General features: G+C 67.6%; 16 protein-coding genes. 13 read left to right on the top strand and 3 right to left on the bottom strand.

Annotation, left to right across the window (positions count from 1 at the left end; all coding sequences use genetic code 11):
* Positions 1-189 precede the first annotated feature (189 nt).
* The 5 genes from AB4Y79_RS07930 to AB4Y79_RS07910 all read left to right on the top strand — a co-directional run bounded on the left by AB4Y79_RS07930 (position 190) and on the right by AB4Y79_RS07910 (position 4,683).
* Positions 190-705 carry a flavin reductase family protein gene (locus AB4Y79_RS07930; protein ID WP_441860291.1) on the top strand — a complete coding sequence of 172 codons (516 nt, stop codon included), beginning with the start codon at positions 190-192 and terminating at the stop codon, positions 703-705.
* A gap of 135 nt (positions 706-840) precedes the next feature.
* Positions 841-1,143, top strand: a complete 303-nt coding sequence (locus tag AB4Y79_RS07925) for a hypothetical protein (protein ID WP_441860290.1) — start codon at positions 841-843, stop codon at positions 1,141-1,143.
* Positions 1,133-1,720: a hypothetical protein gene (locus AB4Y79_RS07920; RefSeq protein ID WP_441860288.1), complete on the top strand. Its 588-nt coding sequence runs from the start codon at positions 1,133-1,135 to the stop codon at positions 1,718-1,720. Before AB4Y79_RS07925 ends, AB4Y79_RS07920 begins: the two co-directional genes overlap by 11 nt.
* A 44-nt stretch (positions 1,721-1,764) precedes the next feature.
* Positions 1,765-4,365 (top strand): ATP-dependent helicase HrpB, encoded by a 2,601-nt coding sequence (gene hrpB, locus AB4Y79_RS07915; protein ID WP_441860287.1) that lies wholly within the window; start codon positions 1,765-1,767, stop codon positions 4,363-4,365.
* Between the two features lie 153 nt (positions 4,366-4,518).
* A complete protein-coding gene (locus tag AB4Y79_RS07910) occupies positions 4,519-4,683 on the top strand; it encodes a hypothetical protein (protein WP_441860286.1) in 165 nt (54 codons plus the stop codon).
* Positions 4,684-4,687: 4 nt separating this feature from the next.
* On the opposite strand, the gene AB4Y79_RS07905 is transcribed toward AB4Y79_RS07910, so the two are convergent.
* Positions 4,688-5,365, bottom strand: a complete 678-nt coding sequence (locus AB4Y79_RS07905; protein ID WP_441860285.1) for an alpha/beta hydrolase family protein — start codon at positions 5,363-5,365, stop codon at positions 4,688-4,690.
* 68 nt (positions 5,366-5,433) lie between these two features.
* Between AB4Y79_RS07905 and ligD the strand changes: the two genes are divergently transcribed.
* A complete protein-coding gene (gene ligD / locus AB4Y79_RS07900; RefSeq protein ID WP_441860284.1) occupies positions 5,434-6,456 on the top strand; it encodes a non-homologous end-joining DNA ligase in 1,023 nt (340 codons plus the stop codon).
* Between the two features lie 54 nt (positions 6,457-6,510).
* Here ligD and AB4Y79_RS07895 read toward each other — a convergent pair whose 3' ends face one another.
* The gene (locus AB4Y79_RS07895) at positions 6,511-7,131 is read right to left on the bottom strand and encodes an L-threonylcarbamoyladenylate synthase (RefSeq protein ID WP_308931052.1); all 621 of its coding nucleotides are present in this window, start codon (positions 7,129-7,131) and stop codon (positions 6,511-6,513) included.
* 163 nt (positions 7,132-7,294) lie between these two features.
* Here AB4Y79_RS07895 and AB4Y79_RS07890 point away from each other — a divergent pair, with 163 nt between their 5' ends.
* The 5 genes from AB4Y79_RS07890 to AB4Y79_RS07870 all read left to right on the top strand — a co-directional run bounded on the left by AB4Y79_RS07890 (position 7,295) and on the right by AB4Y79_RS07870 (position 10,886).
* Positions 7,295-7,726, top strand: a complete 432-nt coding sequence (locus AB4Y79_RS07890) for a VOC family protein (protein ID WP_441860283.1) — start codon at positions 7,295-7,297, stop codon at positions 7,724-7,726.
* 121 nt (positions 7,727-7,847) lie between these two features.
* Positions 7,848-8,534 (top strand): hypothetical protein, encoded by a 687-nt coding sequence (locus AB4Y79_RS07885; RefSeq protein ID WP_441860282.1) that lies wholly within the window; start codon positions 7,848-7,850, stop codon positions 8,532-8,534.
* Positions 8,535-8,791: 257 nt separating this feature from the next.
* A complete protein-coding gene (locus AB4Y79_RS07880; RefSeq protein ID WP_308931049.1) occupies positions 8,792-10,045 on the top strand; it encodes an inorganic phosphate transporter in 1,254 nt (417 codons plus the stop codon).
* Positions 10,042-10,263, top strand: a complete 222-nt coding sequence (locus AB4Y79_RS07875; RefSeq protein WP_441860281.1) for a hypothetical protein — start codon at positions 10,042-10,044, stop codon at positions 10,261-10,263. Before AB4Y79_RS07880 ends, AB4Y79_RS07875 begins: the two co-directional genes overlap by 4 nt.
* Positions 10,264-10,319: 56 nt before the next feature.
* Complete coding sequence (locus AB4Y79_RS07870; protein ID WP_441860280.1) at positions 10,320-10,886, top strand: dihydrofolate reductase family protein; 567 nt, start codon at positions 10,320-10,322, stop codon at positions 10,884-10,886.
* A gap of 1 nt (position 10,887) precedes the next feature.
* Here AB4Y79_RS07870 and AB4Y79_RS07865 read toward each other — a convergent pair whose 3' ends face one another.
* On the bottom strand, positions 10,888-11,352 hold the full coding sequence (locus AB4Y79_RS07865; protein WP_441860279.1) for a hotdog fold thioesterase: 465 nt from the start codon (positions 11,350-11,352) through the stop codon (positions 10,888-10,890).
* Positions 11,353-11,569: 217 nt separating this feature from the next.
* Here AB4Y79_RS07865 and polA point away from each other — a divergent pair, with 217 nt between their 5' ends.
* Together polA and AB4Y79_RS07855 are read left to right on the top strand one after the other, a co-directional pair.
* The gene (gene polA, locus AB4Y79_RS07860; RefSeq protein ID WP_441860454.1) at positions 11,570-14,212 is read left to right on the top strand and encodes a DNA polymerase I; all 2,643 of its coding nucleotides are present in this window, start codon (positions 11,570-11,572) and stop codon (positions 14,210-14,212) included.
* A gap of 73 nt (positions 14,213-14,285) precedes the next feature.
* Positions 14,286-15,584 (top strand): GNAT family N-acetyltransferase, encoded by a 1,299-nt coding sequence (locus tag AB4Y79_RS07855; RefSeq protein WP_441860278.1) that lies wholly within the window; start codon positions 14,286-14,288, stop codon positions 15,582-15,584.
* The last annotated feature ends 94 nt before the right edge of the window (positions 15,585-15,678 follow it).

Here is a 15,678-nt window from a genome sequence, read left to right as displayed (position 1 = left end):
CTGGGCCGGGAAGACCATTTGTTGCGTTAATGCGGAGACATGCTGGACGTCCCGGAGCGAGGTTTCGATGACGCCGGGTGTGCGGCCGTGACATTTCGTTGCGGCGCGCGTCGGCGCATGTCAGAGGGCTTGAACGCGGCAATTCGCTGGTGGTTTGGTGAGGTATCGATCCAAACGAGAGGCCATATCATGACTGCCACACCAGACCTCGCCCCACGCCGGCTTCGGGATATTTTTGGAACCTTTGCCAGCGGACTGACGGTAATTACGGGTTCCACACCAGAGGGGCCGGCCGGCTTTACCTGCCAGTCATTCGCGTCCCTGTCCCTGGAGCCGGCGCTCGTCACCTTCAGTCCGGCGCGCACGTCCACCACATGGCCTGCGCTGCGCCGTGCCGGCTCTTTCACCATCAACATCCTCCCGGCCGAACACCAGCACCTCGCGGGCCAGTTCGCCCGCTCGGGGGCGGACAAATTCGCCGGAGTCGGTTACAGATCGTCGCCCCTGGGCAACCCCGTCCTGGATGACGCGCTGGCCTGGCTCGACTGCGAACTTCACGCAGAGCACGACGGCGGCGACCACACCATCGTCGTGGCTGCGGTGCGGCATCTGGATGCCCGGGGGGACGCTGAGCCACTGTTGTTCTTCAAGGGCCGCTACGCAGGGATCGCGCCGGCGGAGCGCCTGCTCGAAGCCGCGGGCTGAGCGGTCACTTCGGTTCTTGGGCGCGGCTGCCATCCGGGTGGCAACCGTCCGTGCTGTTGATTCAATCCCGTCAAGTAGTAAGCTTGCTGAGCAATACAAGTAAGTGTGCTGACTAAATGGGATGGAGCAGGTGCCATGGGCGTGATCTTAGGGACGGCCCTGTCGGTGATGCTGACCGTTGGCGGCGTGGCGGTCGCAGCGGAGGGCGCCCCGGGAGCCGTGCAGCACTACGCGGCAGGACACGTGCTCCTCGGGATGGGGATCGGACTGTTCCTCACCACGCTGATCCGCGCAGGCGCCCGCCATGTCCTGGCGAGGTCGACTTCCACTTCGCGGAGGGCGCAGGCACCGCAGGACTATGCGGACCCCGCCACTGTAACCGTCCTGCCCCTGCGGGCCGCATCCGTCGTCCCGCTCCGGGGCCGGCATGCTGCCTGATAGCGGGCCCGTCACCGGACGCGACCCGGCTTTGGCATCGGGCGCCAAGGGGGCCGTTCACGGCCGCCGCCGCGGAACGCGTGTCCTGGTCCTCGTGTGCATCGCTGTCGCGGCCTCGCTGGTTGCAGGGGCAGCGGCCACCGGTCCCGGCCGCACCGACCAAAGCCTGCTGCGCGGCTTCCAAGTCCGGGTGCTGGGCATCAGCCAGGCGGCGGCCGAAAACAGGATGGACAGCGCCCTTGCCGCGCTCCAGGCACTGGAGAATGACCTCGGTAAGGCGGCGGCGGACGGGCGGCTTTCGGCCGAGCGGTACAACGGTATCGAAAGCGCATTGGCCTCAGTCCGTGCTGACATCACCGCGCAGGTGGCGGCAGTGGCGCCTCCCGAAGCGTCAGGGGCTGATGCAGCGGCTGCCGATCTGTCCGGGGCGCCGGTGGACACCGGGCCCGTTCCTGCTGAACCTGCCGTGGCGGCTGTCGCGCCGGAACCTGTGCCCGCCCCCGACGCTCCGGGAGCAGGACGTTCGAACACGGCGAAGGAAGCCAAGGGCAAGGGCAAGGGCCAAGGCAAGCCCTGACCCTGGCGCCAGCGAACCCTTCCCGGTCAGGGGAGAATGGACGGATGAATCCTCCTGGCGGACACCCCGACGACGGCTTTGACCTGCGTGCCATTGGCGCCGGGCTTGCCTTCGCGGCGTCCCTCCCCGGGTTGCGGCTAGCGCTTGAAACCAGTCCCGGTGCCGCCGCCGTAGTGCAGGCCCCGCCGGGGACAGGAAAGACCACCCTCGTCCCGCCGCTGCTGGCTAACCTTGCTGGCTGCTCGGGCCGCGTCGTCGTCACCCAGCCGCGGCGCGTCGCGGCGCGGGCAGCAGCCCGGCGGCTGTCGGAACTTGACGGTGGCCCGGCTGCAGGCCGGGTGGGCTATACGGTCCGCGGCGAACGCCGGGCAGGCCCGGAGACCCGGATTGAGTTCGTCACCCCCGGTATCCTCCTGCGCCGCCTGCTGGCGGATCCGGGCCTGGACGGGACGGCCGCCGTCGTCCTGGACGAGGTGCACGAACGCGGCCTCGAAACTGACCTCCTCGTCGGGATGCTCGCCGAGGTCCGCCAGCTGCGCGGCGACCTTGCGGTCGTCGCCATGTCAGCCACCCTCGACGCACCACGGTTCGCTGCGCTGCTGGGCACCTCCGGCGGCCCGGTGCCCGTGGTGGACTGCCCGTCGGTGCACCACCCGCTTGAGGTGCAATGGCTCCCGGCACAAGCGCCACGCCTTGACGCCAGGGGAGTGGCGCGGGCATTTCTTGACCAAGTCGCCGCCACCGCCGCGGAGGCCCACGCCGCGTCTGACGGCTCCGTGGACGCCCTCGTGTTCGTTCCGGGTGCCCGGGAGGTCTCCCACGTGGCAGCGGCCCTGCGTGGCAGGCTGGGCAGCGGTGTGGATGTCCTGGAACTGCACGGCCAGGTGGGTTCGGCGGAGCAGGACAGGGCGGTGTCCGGACGCCGTCCTGGCGGCAGCCCAAGGATCATCGTCTCCACGGACCTCGCCGAGTCCTCCCTGACGGTGCCCGGCGTACGGTTGGTCATCGATTCCGGCCTGGCCCGTGAACCGAGGCGCGATTCGGGCCGCGGGATGAGCGGGCTGGTCACGGTGTCCTGCTCCCGGGCATCCGCCGAACAACGGGCAGGACGCGCCGCCCGGCAGGGCCCGGGCACGGTGGTCCGCTGCTACAGCCAGCAGGCCTATGGTGCAGCGCCGGCGCACGTCACGCCCGAAATCAACGTTGCGGATCTGACCAGCGCCGCACTGACCCTGGCCTGCTGGGGCTCACCCGGCGGGGAGGGCTTGCCCCTGCCGGATGCGCCGCCCCGGCAGGCCATGGACGACGCCGTCGAGGTCCTTCGGGAGCTTGGCGCCGTGTCCGACGACGGCCACGTGACGGCCGAGGGCCGGCTCCTCGCCGCAATACCCGCCGATCCCCGGCTGGCCCGGGCGTTGCTTGAAGGCGCCGCCTCCGCCGGGACCCGGCTGGCCGCCGAGGTGGTGGCTGCACTCTCCGGGGACCACCGCGCGCCCGGTGCGGACCTGCCCGGCCTCCTGTCCCAGCTCCGGGCCGACCCCGGGCCCGCCGGCCGGCGTTGGGCCGAGGAAACCAAACGCCTTGCGTCCCTGGCCCGCCGGCGGCCGGACGGCCGTGCCCCGGTTCCTCCGGCCTTGCCCGGCCCGGGCGAAGCTGTTGGTGCGGTCGTCGCCCTCGCCTATCCCGACCGCGTGGCACGCCGCGTGCCTGGCAGCGAGGGGTCCGGGCAGTACCTGTTCACGTCGGGCACCCGGGCGGGACTCCCCGGAGGCAGTACCCTGTCAGGCCACGAATGGCTGGCCGTGGCCGAAGTTTCGCGGGCGGAGGGCCGGGATGCGGCCGGAACCGGTGCCGTGATCCGCGCCGCAGCACCCCTATCCGCCACCATGGCCGAAACGGCAGCCGCGCACCTGCTGGCCGATGCCATGGACACGCACTTCAACGCAGGGCGCCTGACGGCCCGCAAAACCAAGCGGCTGGGTGCGATCGTGCTGTCCTCGACACCGGTGCGTCCCACGGCGGCCCAGGGCAGGACAGCGGTGGCAGCCGCTTTCCAGTCGGGCGGGCTGGCAGCCCTTTCGTGGCCGACGACGGCGGCCTCCTTCCGGAGCCGGCTCGCCTTCCTGCACCACCAGGTGGGGGAGCCGTGGCCCGATGTCTCGGATGCGGCGCTGCTGGCCCGGCTGGAAGAGTGGCTGGGAACCGGGTTGGAAGCCCTCGCCGCCGGGGCGCCGGTGGATTCCCTTGACTTGGCCGGGGCGCTGCGCGGGCTGCTTCCCTGGCCCGAGGCCGCCAGGCTTGACGAACTCGCCCCGGAATGGCTTGACGTGCCCAGCGGTTCGCGGATCCGGATCGAATACCCGGAGCCGGGTGACGACGGCGCCGCGCCCGTGGTGGCGGTGAAACTCCAGGAGTGCTTCGGGCTGGCCGAATCACCGCGGTTGGCCGGCGGCAGGGTGCCGGTGCTCTTCCACCTGCTGTCCCCGGCCCGCCGCCCGCTGGCCGTCACGGATGACCTGACCTCCTTCTGGTCCGGCCCGTACGCCCAGGTGCGCACCGAAATGCGGGGCCGCTACCCCAAGCACCCCTGGCCGGAGGATCCATGGTCAGCCCCGGCCACCGCACGCGCCAAACAGCGCAGCTAGCGCCGGTTGCGGGCGGTGCACAGCGCCCGCGGCCTGCCCGTGAGATCTCCGATACACAGCCGAAACCTCCTGTCGCCGTGGTGAAACATCCGCTGGCTAGGCTCCTTGCTACATGGACGGCGTTGTCCATTCACCACCAGGAAGGACGGAACCATGTTTCTCTTGAACAGCCTGAACCTTTTGCTCGATGTCCGGCGCGGCGACGACGGCCGGCGCCACGAGGGCCAGTCGGGGGAAGCCGCCACGGCGGGTGCTTTCCCTGCCGGGGAGCTCACCTCCGCTGCGTGGGAGGGCTGGTGGCACGAGGACGCCGCTTAGCGTCCTAGGCGTGCGCGGCGATAAACCGGGACACCGGTGCCGCCAGGGACGCGCCTACTTCATCGGCAGGCCGCTTCTTTCCCGCCACCGCGAAGGAGTGGTCGCCACCTTCCACCCACTCCAGCACGGCGGTTGGTCCGATCCGCGACACAACGCCTGACAGGAGGGCCGGTGTGGCAAACGTGTCGCGGGTTCCCTGCAGGAACAACATGGGCGTGGCCATGCCATACAAGTGTTCGTCCCGGAGTTTCTCCGGCTTGCCGGGAGGATGCAGCGGGTAGCCCAAATACACGAGGCCCGCTGCGTCCATCCCCTCGGCAACAGCCATGGACGCCATCCGGCCGCCAAAGGATTTCCCCGCTGCCCAGATGGTTCCGGGATCCCCATGGGCTTCAGCCTGGGTCGAGGCAGCGGCCATCGCGGCCCGCCACGCGGCGATGGCTGCCGGCGGGCGGTCAGGGAACTTCCGCCCCGCCTCCCGGTAAGGGAAGTTGAAGCGCAGCGTCGCCAGTCCCAGGGAGTTCAGGGCGTCCGTGAATCCGCGCAAAAACGGGTGGTCCATCCCGGCACCCGCGCCGTGCGCCACCACAACTGTTGCCGTGGGATTCTCCGGGCGTGCGTAGCTGGCCGAAAACGTTGCGTCACCTGCGGTGATGACGAGCTGCTGGTCGGGGTGGGGCATGGGTCCATCATGCCTGAGAGTAACCGCATATGCCGGTCCGCGTCCGCGGCCGGGTGTACGTTGTCCCCATGGCGAGTGAACAAACCACCATCACGGTTCCCGGTCCCGAAGGTCCGCGCGAAATGCGCATTTCCAGTCCAAGCCGCGTTCTCTGGCCCGACCTCGGATTGACCAAACTGGACCTGGTGAACTACATCTGCGACGTCGGCGGGGCGTTCATCGCAGCGAACGGAGACCGGCCGGTGGCACTGCAGCGGTTCTCCGGCAACATCGACGGCGAGCAGTTCTTCTCCAAGAATCCGCCCAAGGGCACCCCCGATTTCATCCGGTCCGTGAAAGTCGTCTACCCCAGCGCCAGGTCCCACCCGCAACTGGTGTTGGACGAGCCCGCGGCCGCGGTCTGGGCCGTCCAGATGAACACGGTGGTGTTCCACCCCTGGCCGTCCCGGGCAGAAAACACCGACAACCCGGACCAACTGCGCATCGACCTTGACCCGCAACCCGGAACAGACTTCGGCGACGCCGTCCCCGCCGCCCTGGTGCTCAAGGACGTCCTCGGCGAAGCGGGCCTTACCGGCTTCATCAAGACCTCCGGAAACCGCGGCCTGCACGTCTACGCACCCATCGAACCAACCCGCGAGTTCCTCGATGTCCGCCACGCCGTCATCGCCGCGGCCCGTGAAGTTGAGCGCCGCATCCCGGACAAGGTCACTACCGCCTGGTGGAAGGAAGAACGGGGGCGCCGGGTGTTCCTGGACTTCAACCAGGCCAATCGGGACCGGACCATCGCGGGCGCCTACAGCCCGCGCGCGCTGCCGCACGCCCCGGTGTCCTGCCCCATCACCTGGGCGGAACTGGAACACGCCGATCCGAAGGACTTCACCGTCCTCACCGTCCCGGAGCGGCTGAAGACCGTCGGCGACCCCTGGGCGGACTTCCACGCCAACCCCGGCACCATCGACACCCTGCTGCAGTGGTGGGACCGCGACGGCAAGGATGGCCTGGGGGAGATGCCCTTCCCGCCGGACTACCCCAAGATGCCGGGCGAACCACCCAGGGTGCAGCCCAGCCGGGCGCGCAAGCAGGACTGACGGCGCCGTCCGAAAGGGCACCGTCACCAACGGCCGCCGTGGCCGGGGAGGCCGTTACTCGAAGCGGGACGCGTCGCCCATGCCGTGCCGGACAACTTCCGCCACGCCACTGGAGAAATCCACCACGGTGGTGGGCTCGGCTCCGCAGTCCCCGGCGTCGATCACGGCATCCACTTGATGGTCCAGCCGCTCCTTGATCTCCCAGCCCACGGTCAGCGGGTCCTCCTCGTCCGGCAGCAGGAGCGTGCTGGAAAGCAGAGGCTCACCGAGTTCGGCAAGGAGCGCCTGGACCACGCGGTTATCCGGAATCCGTACCCCCACTGTCTTCTTCTTCGGGTGGAGCAGGCGCTTCGGAACCTCCTTGGTGGCAGGGAGGATGAACGTGTAGCTGCCCGGAGTGACTGCCTTGATGCTGCGGAAGACGTCGTTTCCGATGTTCACGAGCTGTCCCAATTGGGCAAAATCCCGGCACACGAGAGTGAAATGGTGCTTGTCATCCAGGTGGCGGATGCTCCGGATCCTGTCCAGGGCCTCCTTGTTGCCCATCTGGGCGCCCAGGGCATAGCAGGAGTCCGTGGGGTAGGCGATCAGGCCGCCGTCGCGAATGATTTTGACTGCCTGCGCAATGGCGCGCGGCTGCGGGTCGTGCGGGTGAACATCAAAGAATCTGGCCATGACCCGAGCCTACGTTCCCGGGGCCGCGCCGCACCATCTCCGGGCTGTCTTTCCGGGTCCGTGAAACACGGGATGAACAGGGGAGGCATCCCCTACCGGGCCAGGGCCGGATCGGGCAGGATGGTGTGTGCACCCGTTCCGGTCACGTGAAGGAGAACCCGCTATGCCCACCATCCTCAATCCCTACCTGAGCTTCCGGGACAACGCCCGCGAGGCAATGAACTTCTACCAGTCCGTCTTCGGCGGCGAACTGACAATGAGCACATTTGCCGAGTTCCAAGCCAGCGACGATCCTGCGGAAGCCGAGAAGATCATGCACGGCATGCTCACCACCACGCAGGGCATGGTCCTCATGGGCGCCGACACCCCCAACAGCATGGAATACCACCCGGGTTCGTCGATTTCCGTTTCCCTCAGCGGCGACGACGAAGCAGAGCTGCGCGGCTACTACGAGAAGCTCAGCGGCGGGGGCGGCACGGTGACAGTCCCCATGGAAAAGGCGCCCTGGGGCGACGTTTTCGGCATGTGCAGCGACCGTTTTGGCGTGTCCTGGCTGGTCAACGTCAACGGCGCCCAAGCCACACAGGCTCCCTGAGCGGCGGCCCCTGCAGGCCGACCAGGCTGGGACGGCAGGCTACCGCTGTCCCCGCCACGGCCTGCTGAATCCCCCCGCCCAACTCCTTGAGGCGGGCCCCTCGTCCTGCGAGGATGGACACGTGAGTCCCCTCCTGGATTTTCTTGCCGACAAGTGGTGGCTGGTTTTCCCGCTGATGGCGTTCGCCGGCCGCTGGGCCGGCGGCTGGCGCCGCGCCGCCGAGCGGCGCCATCGGCGCCGGGTCGAACTGTACAACCTCAAGAACCAGGCACGCGAAGCCGAGAGGGCGTCCATGGCCGAGGTGCGGGCGCTGATGGCTGCCCATGACGCCACCAACAAACGGTGGCTGGACTACGAACTCGATGTCGGCAAGCTCATCGATTTTCCGCTCATGACCGACGTCCGTGAGCCGCTTACGGTCGCGTTCCTGCGGGCCAAGCGTGAAGCTGACGGCCAGCGCCCGGCCTCTGCGGCGGATCTCACGTCTGCGACCGGCTTTGAGGCGTACCGGCAGGCCGTCAACAACTTCGCGGTGGCGCTGGACGTGGCGGAACGGGAAGCCAAGCGGATCAGGGACAGCAAGTTCAGCGGTCCCGAACGTGAACGGCTGGCTACGGCACGGAAGCTGCTGATGATTGCGGAGAACCAGGCCGCGACGCCCGCCGAACGCCAGGCCGCCTACAAGCGGGCCCGGCGGGAGCTGGACGGCCTGATCGTCCTGCCGGATGTGACCGTCGCCGCCATCGAGGAGAAGATCGCTCCGGAACTGGACGCGCCGCCCCGGCCGGCGCAGTTCCACCAAGGCTGACGCCGCGGTGCACGGCACGCGCCTCGTCCCGGCCGCGTTGCCGCGGAAATGCGTCCGCCGGAAGTGGACAGCCGCTCGTTTTCCGGGCCCGGCCACTGTTTTGTCCTCATGCCGGGTACGCGTACGATCGATAAGGTTTCCCGCCGGTCCTGGCCCCCGCCGCAAGTCATTCCACGCAAACTGCTGGTGAACTATGCTGTGCAAGGCAGCCTGGTAGGAGAAACTGCTGAACGTCGACTCTGCAGATTGGGCAACAGGTGGATATCACCTTCATGGTGGCGCTGGTCATAGCACTGGCACTATTTTTCGACTTCACGAACGGGTTCCACGACACCGCAAATGCCATGGCCACACCCATCGCAACGGGCGCCATCAAACCGCGGACAGCGGTGGCCCTGGCTGCCGTCCTGAACCTGGTGGGTGCCTTCCTCTCAACAGAGGTGGCCAAAACGGTGTCGGGCGGAATCATCCGCGAAGGATCCGGCGGCGTGCAGATCACCCCGGAGATCATCTTTGCCGGGCTCATGGGAGCCGTCCTGTGGAACATGGTCACCTGGCTCAAGGGCCTCCCCTCCAGCTCATCGCATGCACTTTTCGGCGGCCTGATCGGCGCCGCCGTGGTCGGGGCAGGATTCAGCTCCGTCAACTTCGAGAGCCTGCTGCAGAAGGTCATCCTTCCCGCCGTCTTTGCCCCGGTCATCGCCGGCCTTGCAGCTTATGTCTGTACCCGCTTGGCCTACGCGCTCACCGCCCGCCACGATCCGGAGACGGGCAACAAGCTCACCCAGAAGCGCGGCGGCTTTCGCACCGGCCAGATCTTCACCTCCAGCCTGGTGGCCCTTGCCCATGGCACCAACGATGCCCAGAAGACCATGGGCATCATCACCCTGGTCCTGATCGCCGCCGGCAGCCAGGCTCCCGGCTCGGGTCCGCAGCTCTGGGTCATCACGGCCTGCGCGCTGGCCATCGCGATCGGCACCTACGCCGGTGGCTGGCGCATCATCCGCACCATGGGTTCGGGCCTTACGGAGGTCAAACCCGCCCAGGGCTTCGCGGCTGAGACCAGCACCGCGTCCGCCATCCTCGCCTCCTCCCACCTTGGCTTCGCCCTCTCCACCACCCAGGTGGCATCAGGCTCGGTCATCGGGTCCGGAATGGGGCGCCGTGGAACCACCGTCCGCTGGAATATGGTGGGCAAGATTGCGCTGGGCTGGCTCTTCACCCTGCCGGCAGCGGGTATCGTCGGCGCCTTGACGGCCCTGCTGGTGGAAACCGGCCCCGTGGGCGTGCTCATCGCGGCAGTGGCCGGCAGCGCCGCGGTGCTGTTCATGTTCTTCTACTCCCGCAAATCCTCTGTGGGCCACCAAAACTCCGTCGAGGTCGAGGAAGCCGGCCAGGCCGTCCGCTTCGCCAAGAAGAAGGCCATGGCACGCGCCCGGGCCAAAGCGAAAGAACAAGCCAAGGCCGAGGCTGACGCCGCTGCCAACACCCCCAAGGAGAATCAGCGATGAAGTGGTTGGAACTCCTGACTGTCGCAGGCACTACCCTTATGTCGGCCGCCGTCGTGGTTACCCTTTATTCGCTCGGCGTCAGGTTTACGGCCATCGCCGCTGATGCCCAGCAGTCATCCCCCGGAGTCAAACGCTCCGTCGCCTACCTGTGCTTTGGCCTCTGCGGCGTGGCTGTGCTGCTCGGGCTGTACCTGATCATCCCGTACTTCACCAAGTAGCAGGCCCGGTTGGCCCGGTCCTGGGCAGCGCCGCCGGCGTTGGCTAGGCTGGGCCCATGCCGCGCATCCAATACTTCGTCGCCGCCTCCCTGGACGGGTTCATCGCCACGTCCACGGATGATCTCGGCTGGCTCCTGCAGTTCGACGGCTTCGAGGGCGGAGCGGAAAGCTACGACGCCTTCATGGCCGGGGTGGGATGCATTGTCATGGGCGGGGAGACCTACGCCTGGCTGCAGGAGCACGACGCCGGCACCTGGCCATATGCGGGCACGCCGGCCTATGTTTTCACGCACCACGAGTACACGGCTCCCCATGGCGCCGACGTCACGTTCGTCCGCGGAGACGTGGCTGAATTCATTCCCGACTTCCGGGAGTCCGCGCAAGGCCGGAACATCTGGGTGGTGGGCGGCGGCAACCTGGCGGCCCAGTTTGCGGACGCCGGCCTGCTGGATGAGATCATCCTCTCCCTTATTCCGGTGGTGTTGGGGGAGGGTAAGCGTCTCCTGCCGCTGGCGGGCCCGACGCCGCCCCTTGAGCTGGCTGCCTGCCGCACCCTGGGCAGGGGGATTGTCGAGTTGCGCTACCTGCTGGCCGGGGGAACAGCCGGTCCTGGCACTGCCTGACTCAGCCGGCGTTGTCCCGGAGCATGTTCGTGATCCGGGCGGATGACAGCCGCCGCCCCAGGGCATCGGTCATGACCACTTCATGCGTTGTGAGCGTGCGGCCCAAATGGATCGCGGTGCACGTACCCGTTACCAGGCCATTCGCAATTGACCGGTGATGGGTGGCGTTGACCTCGATGCCGACGGCATGCCTGCCCGGGCCCGCGTGCATCCCGGCGGCGAACGAGCCAAGGGTTTCCGCCAGCACCACGTGGGCGCCGCCGTGGAGGATTCCCGCCACCTGCGTATTGCCCTCCACCGGCATGGTGGCAACGGTCCGTTCAGGGCTCATCTCCAGGAAATGGATCCCCATTTTGACCACCAGGGCGCCGACGCCGAACGTGCCCAGCCAGTCGTGCATGTGGTCGGGAATACCGGCGGCTGCCAGCTCCTCGGCGAAGGGGCCCGGCGTGTAATTGTCTGTCATGGCAACTAGGCTGGCACCTGTGAGTGAAACAACCAAACCGGCCCCTTTCCCGTCCCAGGTCCTGGAGGAAGAGCCCGCGGCACAGCCCTCTTCCACCCATCAGGGCCCGGCAGCCCAGGACGCTGCCCCTGCTGCCGGCGGGTCGGTTTCCGCCACTGTTGCCCCCGTTGTCCCCATCACCGGCCAGCCGCGGCTCCTGGTGCTTGACGGGCACTCCATGGCTTTCAGGGCTTTCTTCGCGCTTCCGGCGGACAAATTCTCCACCGCCAACGGCCAGCACACCAACGCCATCCACGGGTTTACGTCCATGCTGATCAACCTCATCAAGGAACAGCAGCCCACCCACGTTGCCGTGGCCTTCGACGTCTCGGACGAATCCACTCACCGCAAGGCCGAGTACAGCGAATACAAGGGCGGCCGGAATGAGACGCCGCGCGAGATGAGCGGGCAGATCGACCTCATCGGGCAGGTGATGGAGGCCTGGGGGATCAAGACCATCAAGATGCCCGGGTATGAGGCCGACGACATCCTGGCCACCCTTGCCGCCATGGGGGAGAAGGCCGGCTTCGAGGTCCTCCTCGTTTCCGGTGACCGGGACGCCTTCCAGCTCATCACGGACAACGTCTTCGTCCTCTATCCCAAGAAGGGCGTCAGCGACATCCCCCGGATGGACGCCGCCGCCATCGAGGCCAAGTACTTCGTCAGCCCGTCCCGTTACTCGGACCTCGCCGCCCTGGTGGGGGAGACGGCGGACAACCTGCCCGGCGTGCCCGGTGTCGGGCCTAAGACGGCGGCCAAGTGGATCAACCTCTATGGCGGCCTCGAAGGGGTCCTGGAACACATCGATTCCATTGGCGGCAAGGTGGGCGACGCCCTGCGCGAAAATGTCGACGCCGTCAAACGCAACCGCCGGCTGAACCAGCTCCACACCGACCTCGACCTGCCGGTCACGCTCGATGATCTCTTCCAGCCGCGGCCGGACCAGGCAGTCCTGGAGGACCTCTTCGACCAGCTTGAGTTCAAGGCCATCCGCGGCCGGCTTTTCGCCCTCTACGGCGATTCCGATGCCCCCGCGGCCGAGCGGGACAGCATCGAAACCCCCGAGTACAGCAGCCCCGCGGACGCCGCGGAACTTGCCGCGTTCCTGGGAGCCGGAGCCGGCCACCGCTCCGCCCTCGCCGTCGACCTCGTGCCCGGACGGATCGGCGAGGATGCGGCGGCGCTGGCGATCGTCCGCGGTGATGCCGCCGTCTATGTCGATCTCACCGGCCAGGATGCCGAGACCGAAAACGTGCTGGCAGCGTGGCTCCGCGACCCGGAAGCGCCCAAGGTGATGCACGGCTTCAAAGCGGCGCTGAAGGCACTGGCAGCCCGCGGCCTTGAACTGGACGGCGTGGTGGACGACACCTCGATTTCCGGCTACCTGATCGAGCCGGACCGGCGCACCTATGAGCTCGCGGAATTGGCCCAGCACCACCTCAACGTGGGTATCTCCGCCGCCACCGCCAAAGCCGGGCAACTCGAGTTGTCGTTTGACGGCGGGGACACCGCCGCCGCCGACGCCCTGGTCCAGGCCGGTGCCGTCGTGCTCGCCCTCAGCCGCTTCTTCGAAGACGAACTCAAGGAGCGTCGCGCCGAAGAGTTGCTGTCCACCCTTGAGCTTCCGGTCAGCCGCGTCCTCGCGGACATGGAGCGCGCGGGCATCGCCATTGACATGGACAAGATGGACGAACAGCTCGCCGATTTGGCGCGGGTGATCGACCAGGCCCAGGAACAGGCGTTTGCCGCCATCGGGCACGAGGTCAACCTGGGCTCGCCCAAGCAGCTCCAGGCCGTTCTGTTCGACGAACTGCAACTGCCCAAGACCAAGAAGATCAAGTCCGGCTACACCACGGACGCCGCATCCCTGAAGAACCTCCTGGAGAAAACCGGGCACGAGTTCCTGGTGCAACTCATGGCCCACCGCGAGGCTGCCAAGCTGCGCCAGATGCTGGAGTCGTTGAAGAAGTCGGTGGCCGAGGACGGCCGCATCCACACCACCTACGCCCAGAACGTCGCGGCCACCGGCCGCATCTCCTCGAACAACCCCAACTTGCAGAACATCCCCATCCGCAGCGAGGAAGGCCGCCGGGTCCGCGGCATCTTCGTGGTCAGCGACGGCTACGAATGCCTGTTGTCAGCGGACTACTCCCAGATCGAAATGCGCATCATGGCGCACCTCTCCGGCGACGAAGGCCTGATCCAGGCTTACAAGGACGGCGAGGACCTGCACCGGTTCGTCGGCTCGAACATCTTCCACGTCCCCACGGACCAGGTCACCAGTGCCATGCGGTCCAAGGTGAAGGCCATGTCCTATGGGCTGGCCTACGGGCTGACCTCCTTCGGCTTGTCCAAGCAGTTGGAGATTTCCGTCGACGAGGCGCGCACCCTCATGAAGGACTACTTCGACCGCTTCGGTGCCGTCCGTGACTACCTGCGGGGAGTAGTGGACCAAGCCCGGGTGGATGGCTATACGGCCACCATCGAGGGCCGCCGCCGGTACCTCCCGGACCTCACCAGCACGGACCGCCAGCTGCGCGAAAACGCCGAACGCATCGCCCTGAACAGCCCCATCCAGGGCTCCGCCGCGGACATCATCAAGCGCGCCATGCTGGGTGTGCAGGACGAGCTTAAAGCGCAGGGGCTGAAGTCCAGGATGCTGCTCCAGGTCCATGACGAACTGGTCCTCGAGGTGGCCGCAGGGGAGCGGGCTGCCGTGGAGAAGCTGGTCACCGAGCAGATGGCAGCCGCCGCCGAGCTCAGCGTGCCCCTGGAAGTCCAGATCGGCGTCGGCCCCAGCTGGTACGACGCCGGCCACTAGGCTTCCGGCGGACCAGCAGGCCAGGTGTGTTCGTGCTGGTCAAGTGCCGGACTCATTGGCTAGGCTCGGGTAAATGGGTGATCTGAGCGGAAACTATGAAATCCGGCGCTTTCCGGCCGTGTCCAAAGGCAAAGCAGGGTACGCCGAGGCCGCGACCTGGGCCCAGGCCGTGGGGTTCGGCTTCCACGAGTCCACCCGCACCCCTGAACACCGGGAACGCTCCCTGGCCACCTATGAGGCGGATGGCCGGATCTTCACCGGGGCGTACCAGACCGGTTCCGTGGCCCCCTCCTCCCTGCCGGCGGAGGTACCCGTTGCCACGTTCGGGACCTTCCGGAAGACCCTGAACATCGGGTTCGGCCGCATGCTGGAAACCCAGATGGTCACAGCCGTGACTGTCCGTACGTCCCACCGCCGCCGCGGCCTGCTGCGCCGCATGATGACCGAAGACCTGCAGGCCGCCAAGGACGACGGCATCGCCGTGGCCGCGCTGACAGCCTCGGAGGGAAGCATCTACGGCAGGTTCGGCTACGGCGTGGCAAGCCTCGAACGCACCGTCAAAGTGGACACCACCGCCCGGTTCGCCCTGCGGCACCAGGCCACAGGCACCGTGGAAGTCGCGGACCCCAGTGTCCTGCTGGAGGTGGCTCCTGTGGTGTTCGACCGTGTCCACCGCCACACACCCGGGTCCCTCGGACGGCAGGAGTGGTACCGGCAGCTGGCCTCGGGGACGCTGGGACGCGACGGCAAGGAGGATCCCGCCATCAAGGTGGCGCTGCACTACGGCCCCGACGCAACCATCGACGGCTACGTCTCTTACAAGTTCCTGGGCTGGGACACCACGCCGTTTACCGTGGAAGTGGTCGACCTCGTTGCCGCCACCGATCACGCCTACCTCGAGCTCTGGCAGTACCTGGCCGCCATCGACCTCGCGGAACGGGTCACCTGGAACGAGGCGCCGGTGGACGATCCCCTCGCCTGGGCATTGGCGGATGCGCGCTGCATCGACGCCTCGGACAGCCGCGACATGCTCTGGCTCAGGGTCCTCGACATCCCGCAGGCCCTCGCCGCCCGGCACTACCCGGCCGATGGCCGGCTGGTGCTTGGCGTCGACGACCCGCTGGGCCTCACGCCGGGGACCTTTGCGCTGACCGTCCAGGGCGGCCAGGCCGCCGTCGAACGCCTCCCGGAGGGCGCCGCGGCCGATCTCGAACTGGATGTCTCTGCGTTGTCCTCGATCTTCCTGGGTGGAGTCTGCCCCGTGACACTGAAGGCTGCCGGTGCGATCGTCGAGCCAACGCCCGGGGCTGCGCTCACGGCGCGGCAGATGTTTGCGGTGGAACGGGCAACGCACTGCCTGACACACTTCTAGACCCCGTCCCGCCCCTGCCGCCCGCTTTGACCCGCATTGCCGGCACCGACTAGAATAAACGGGCGTGTACCACGTGCACGTCCTTGCGGTCTTA

The sequence above is a fragment of the Pseudarthrobacter sp. YAF2 genome (genome assembly GCF_052113345.1).
Taxonomy (GTDB): Bacteria; Actinomycetota; Actinomycetes; order Actinomycetales; family Micrococcaceae; genus Arthrobacter.
This window is presented reverse-complemented; position numbering and strand designations above follow the sequence as displayed.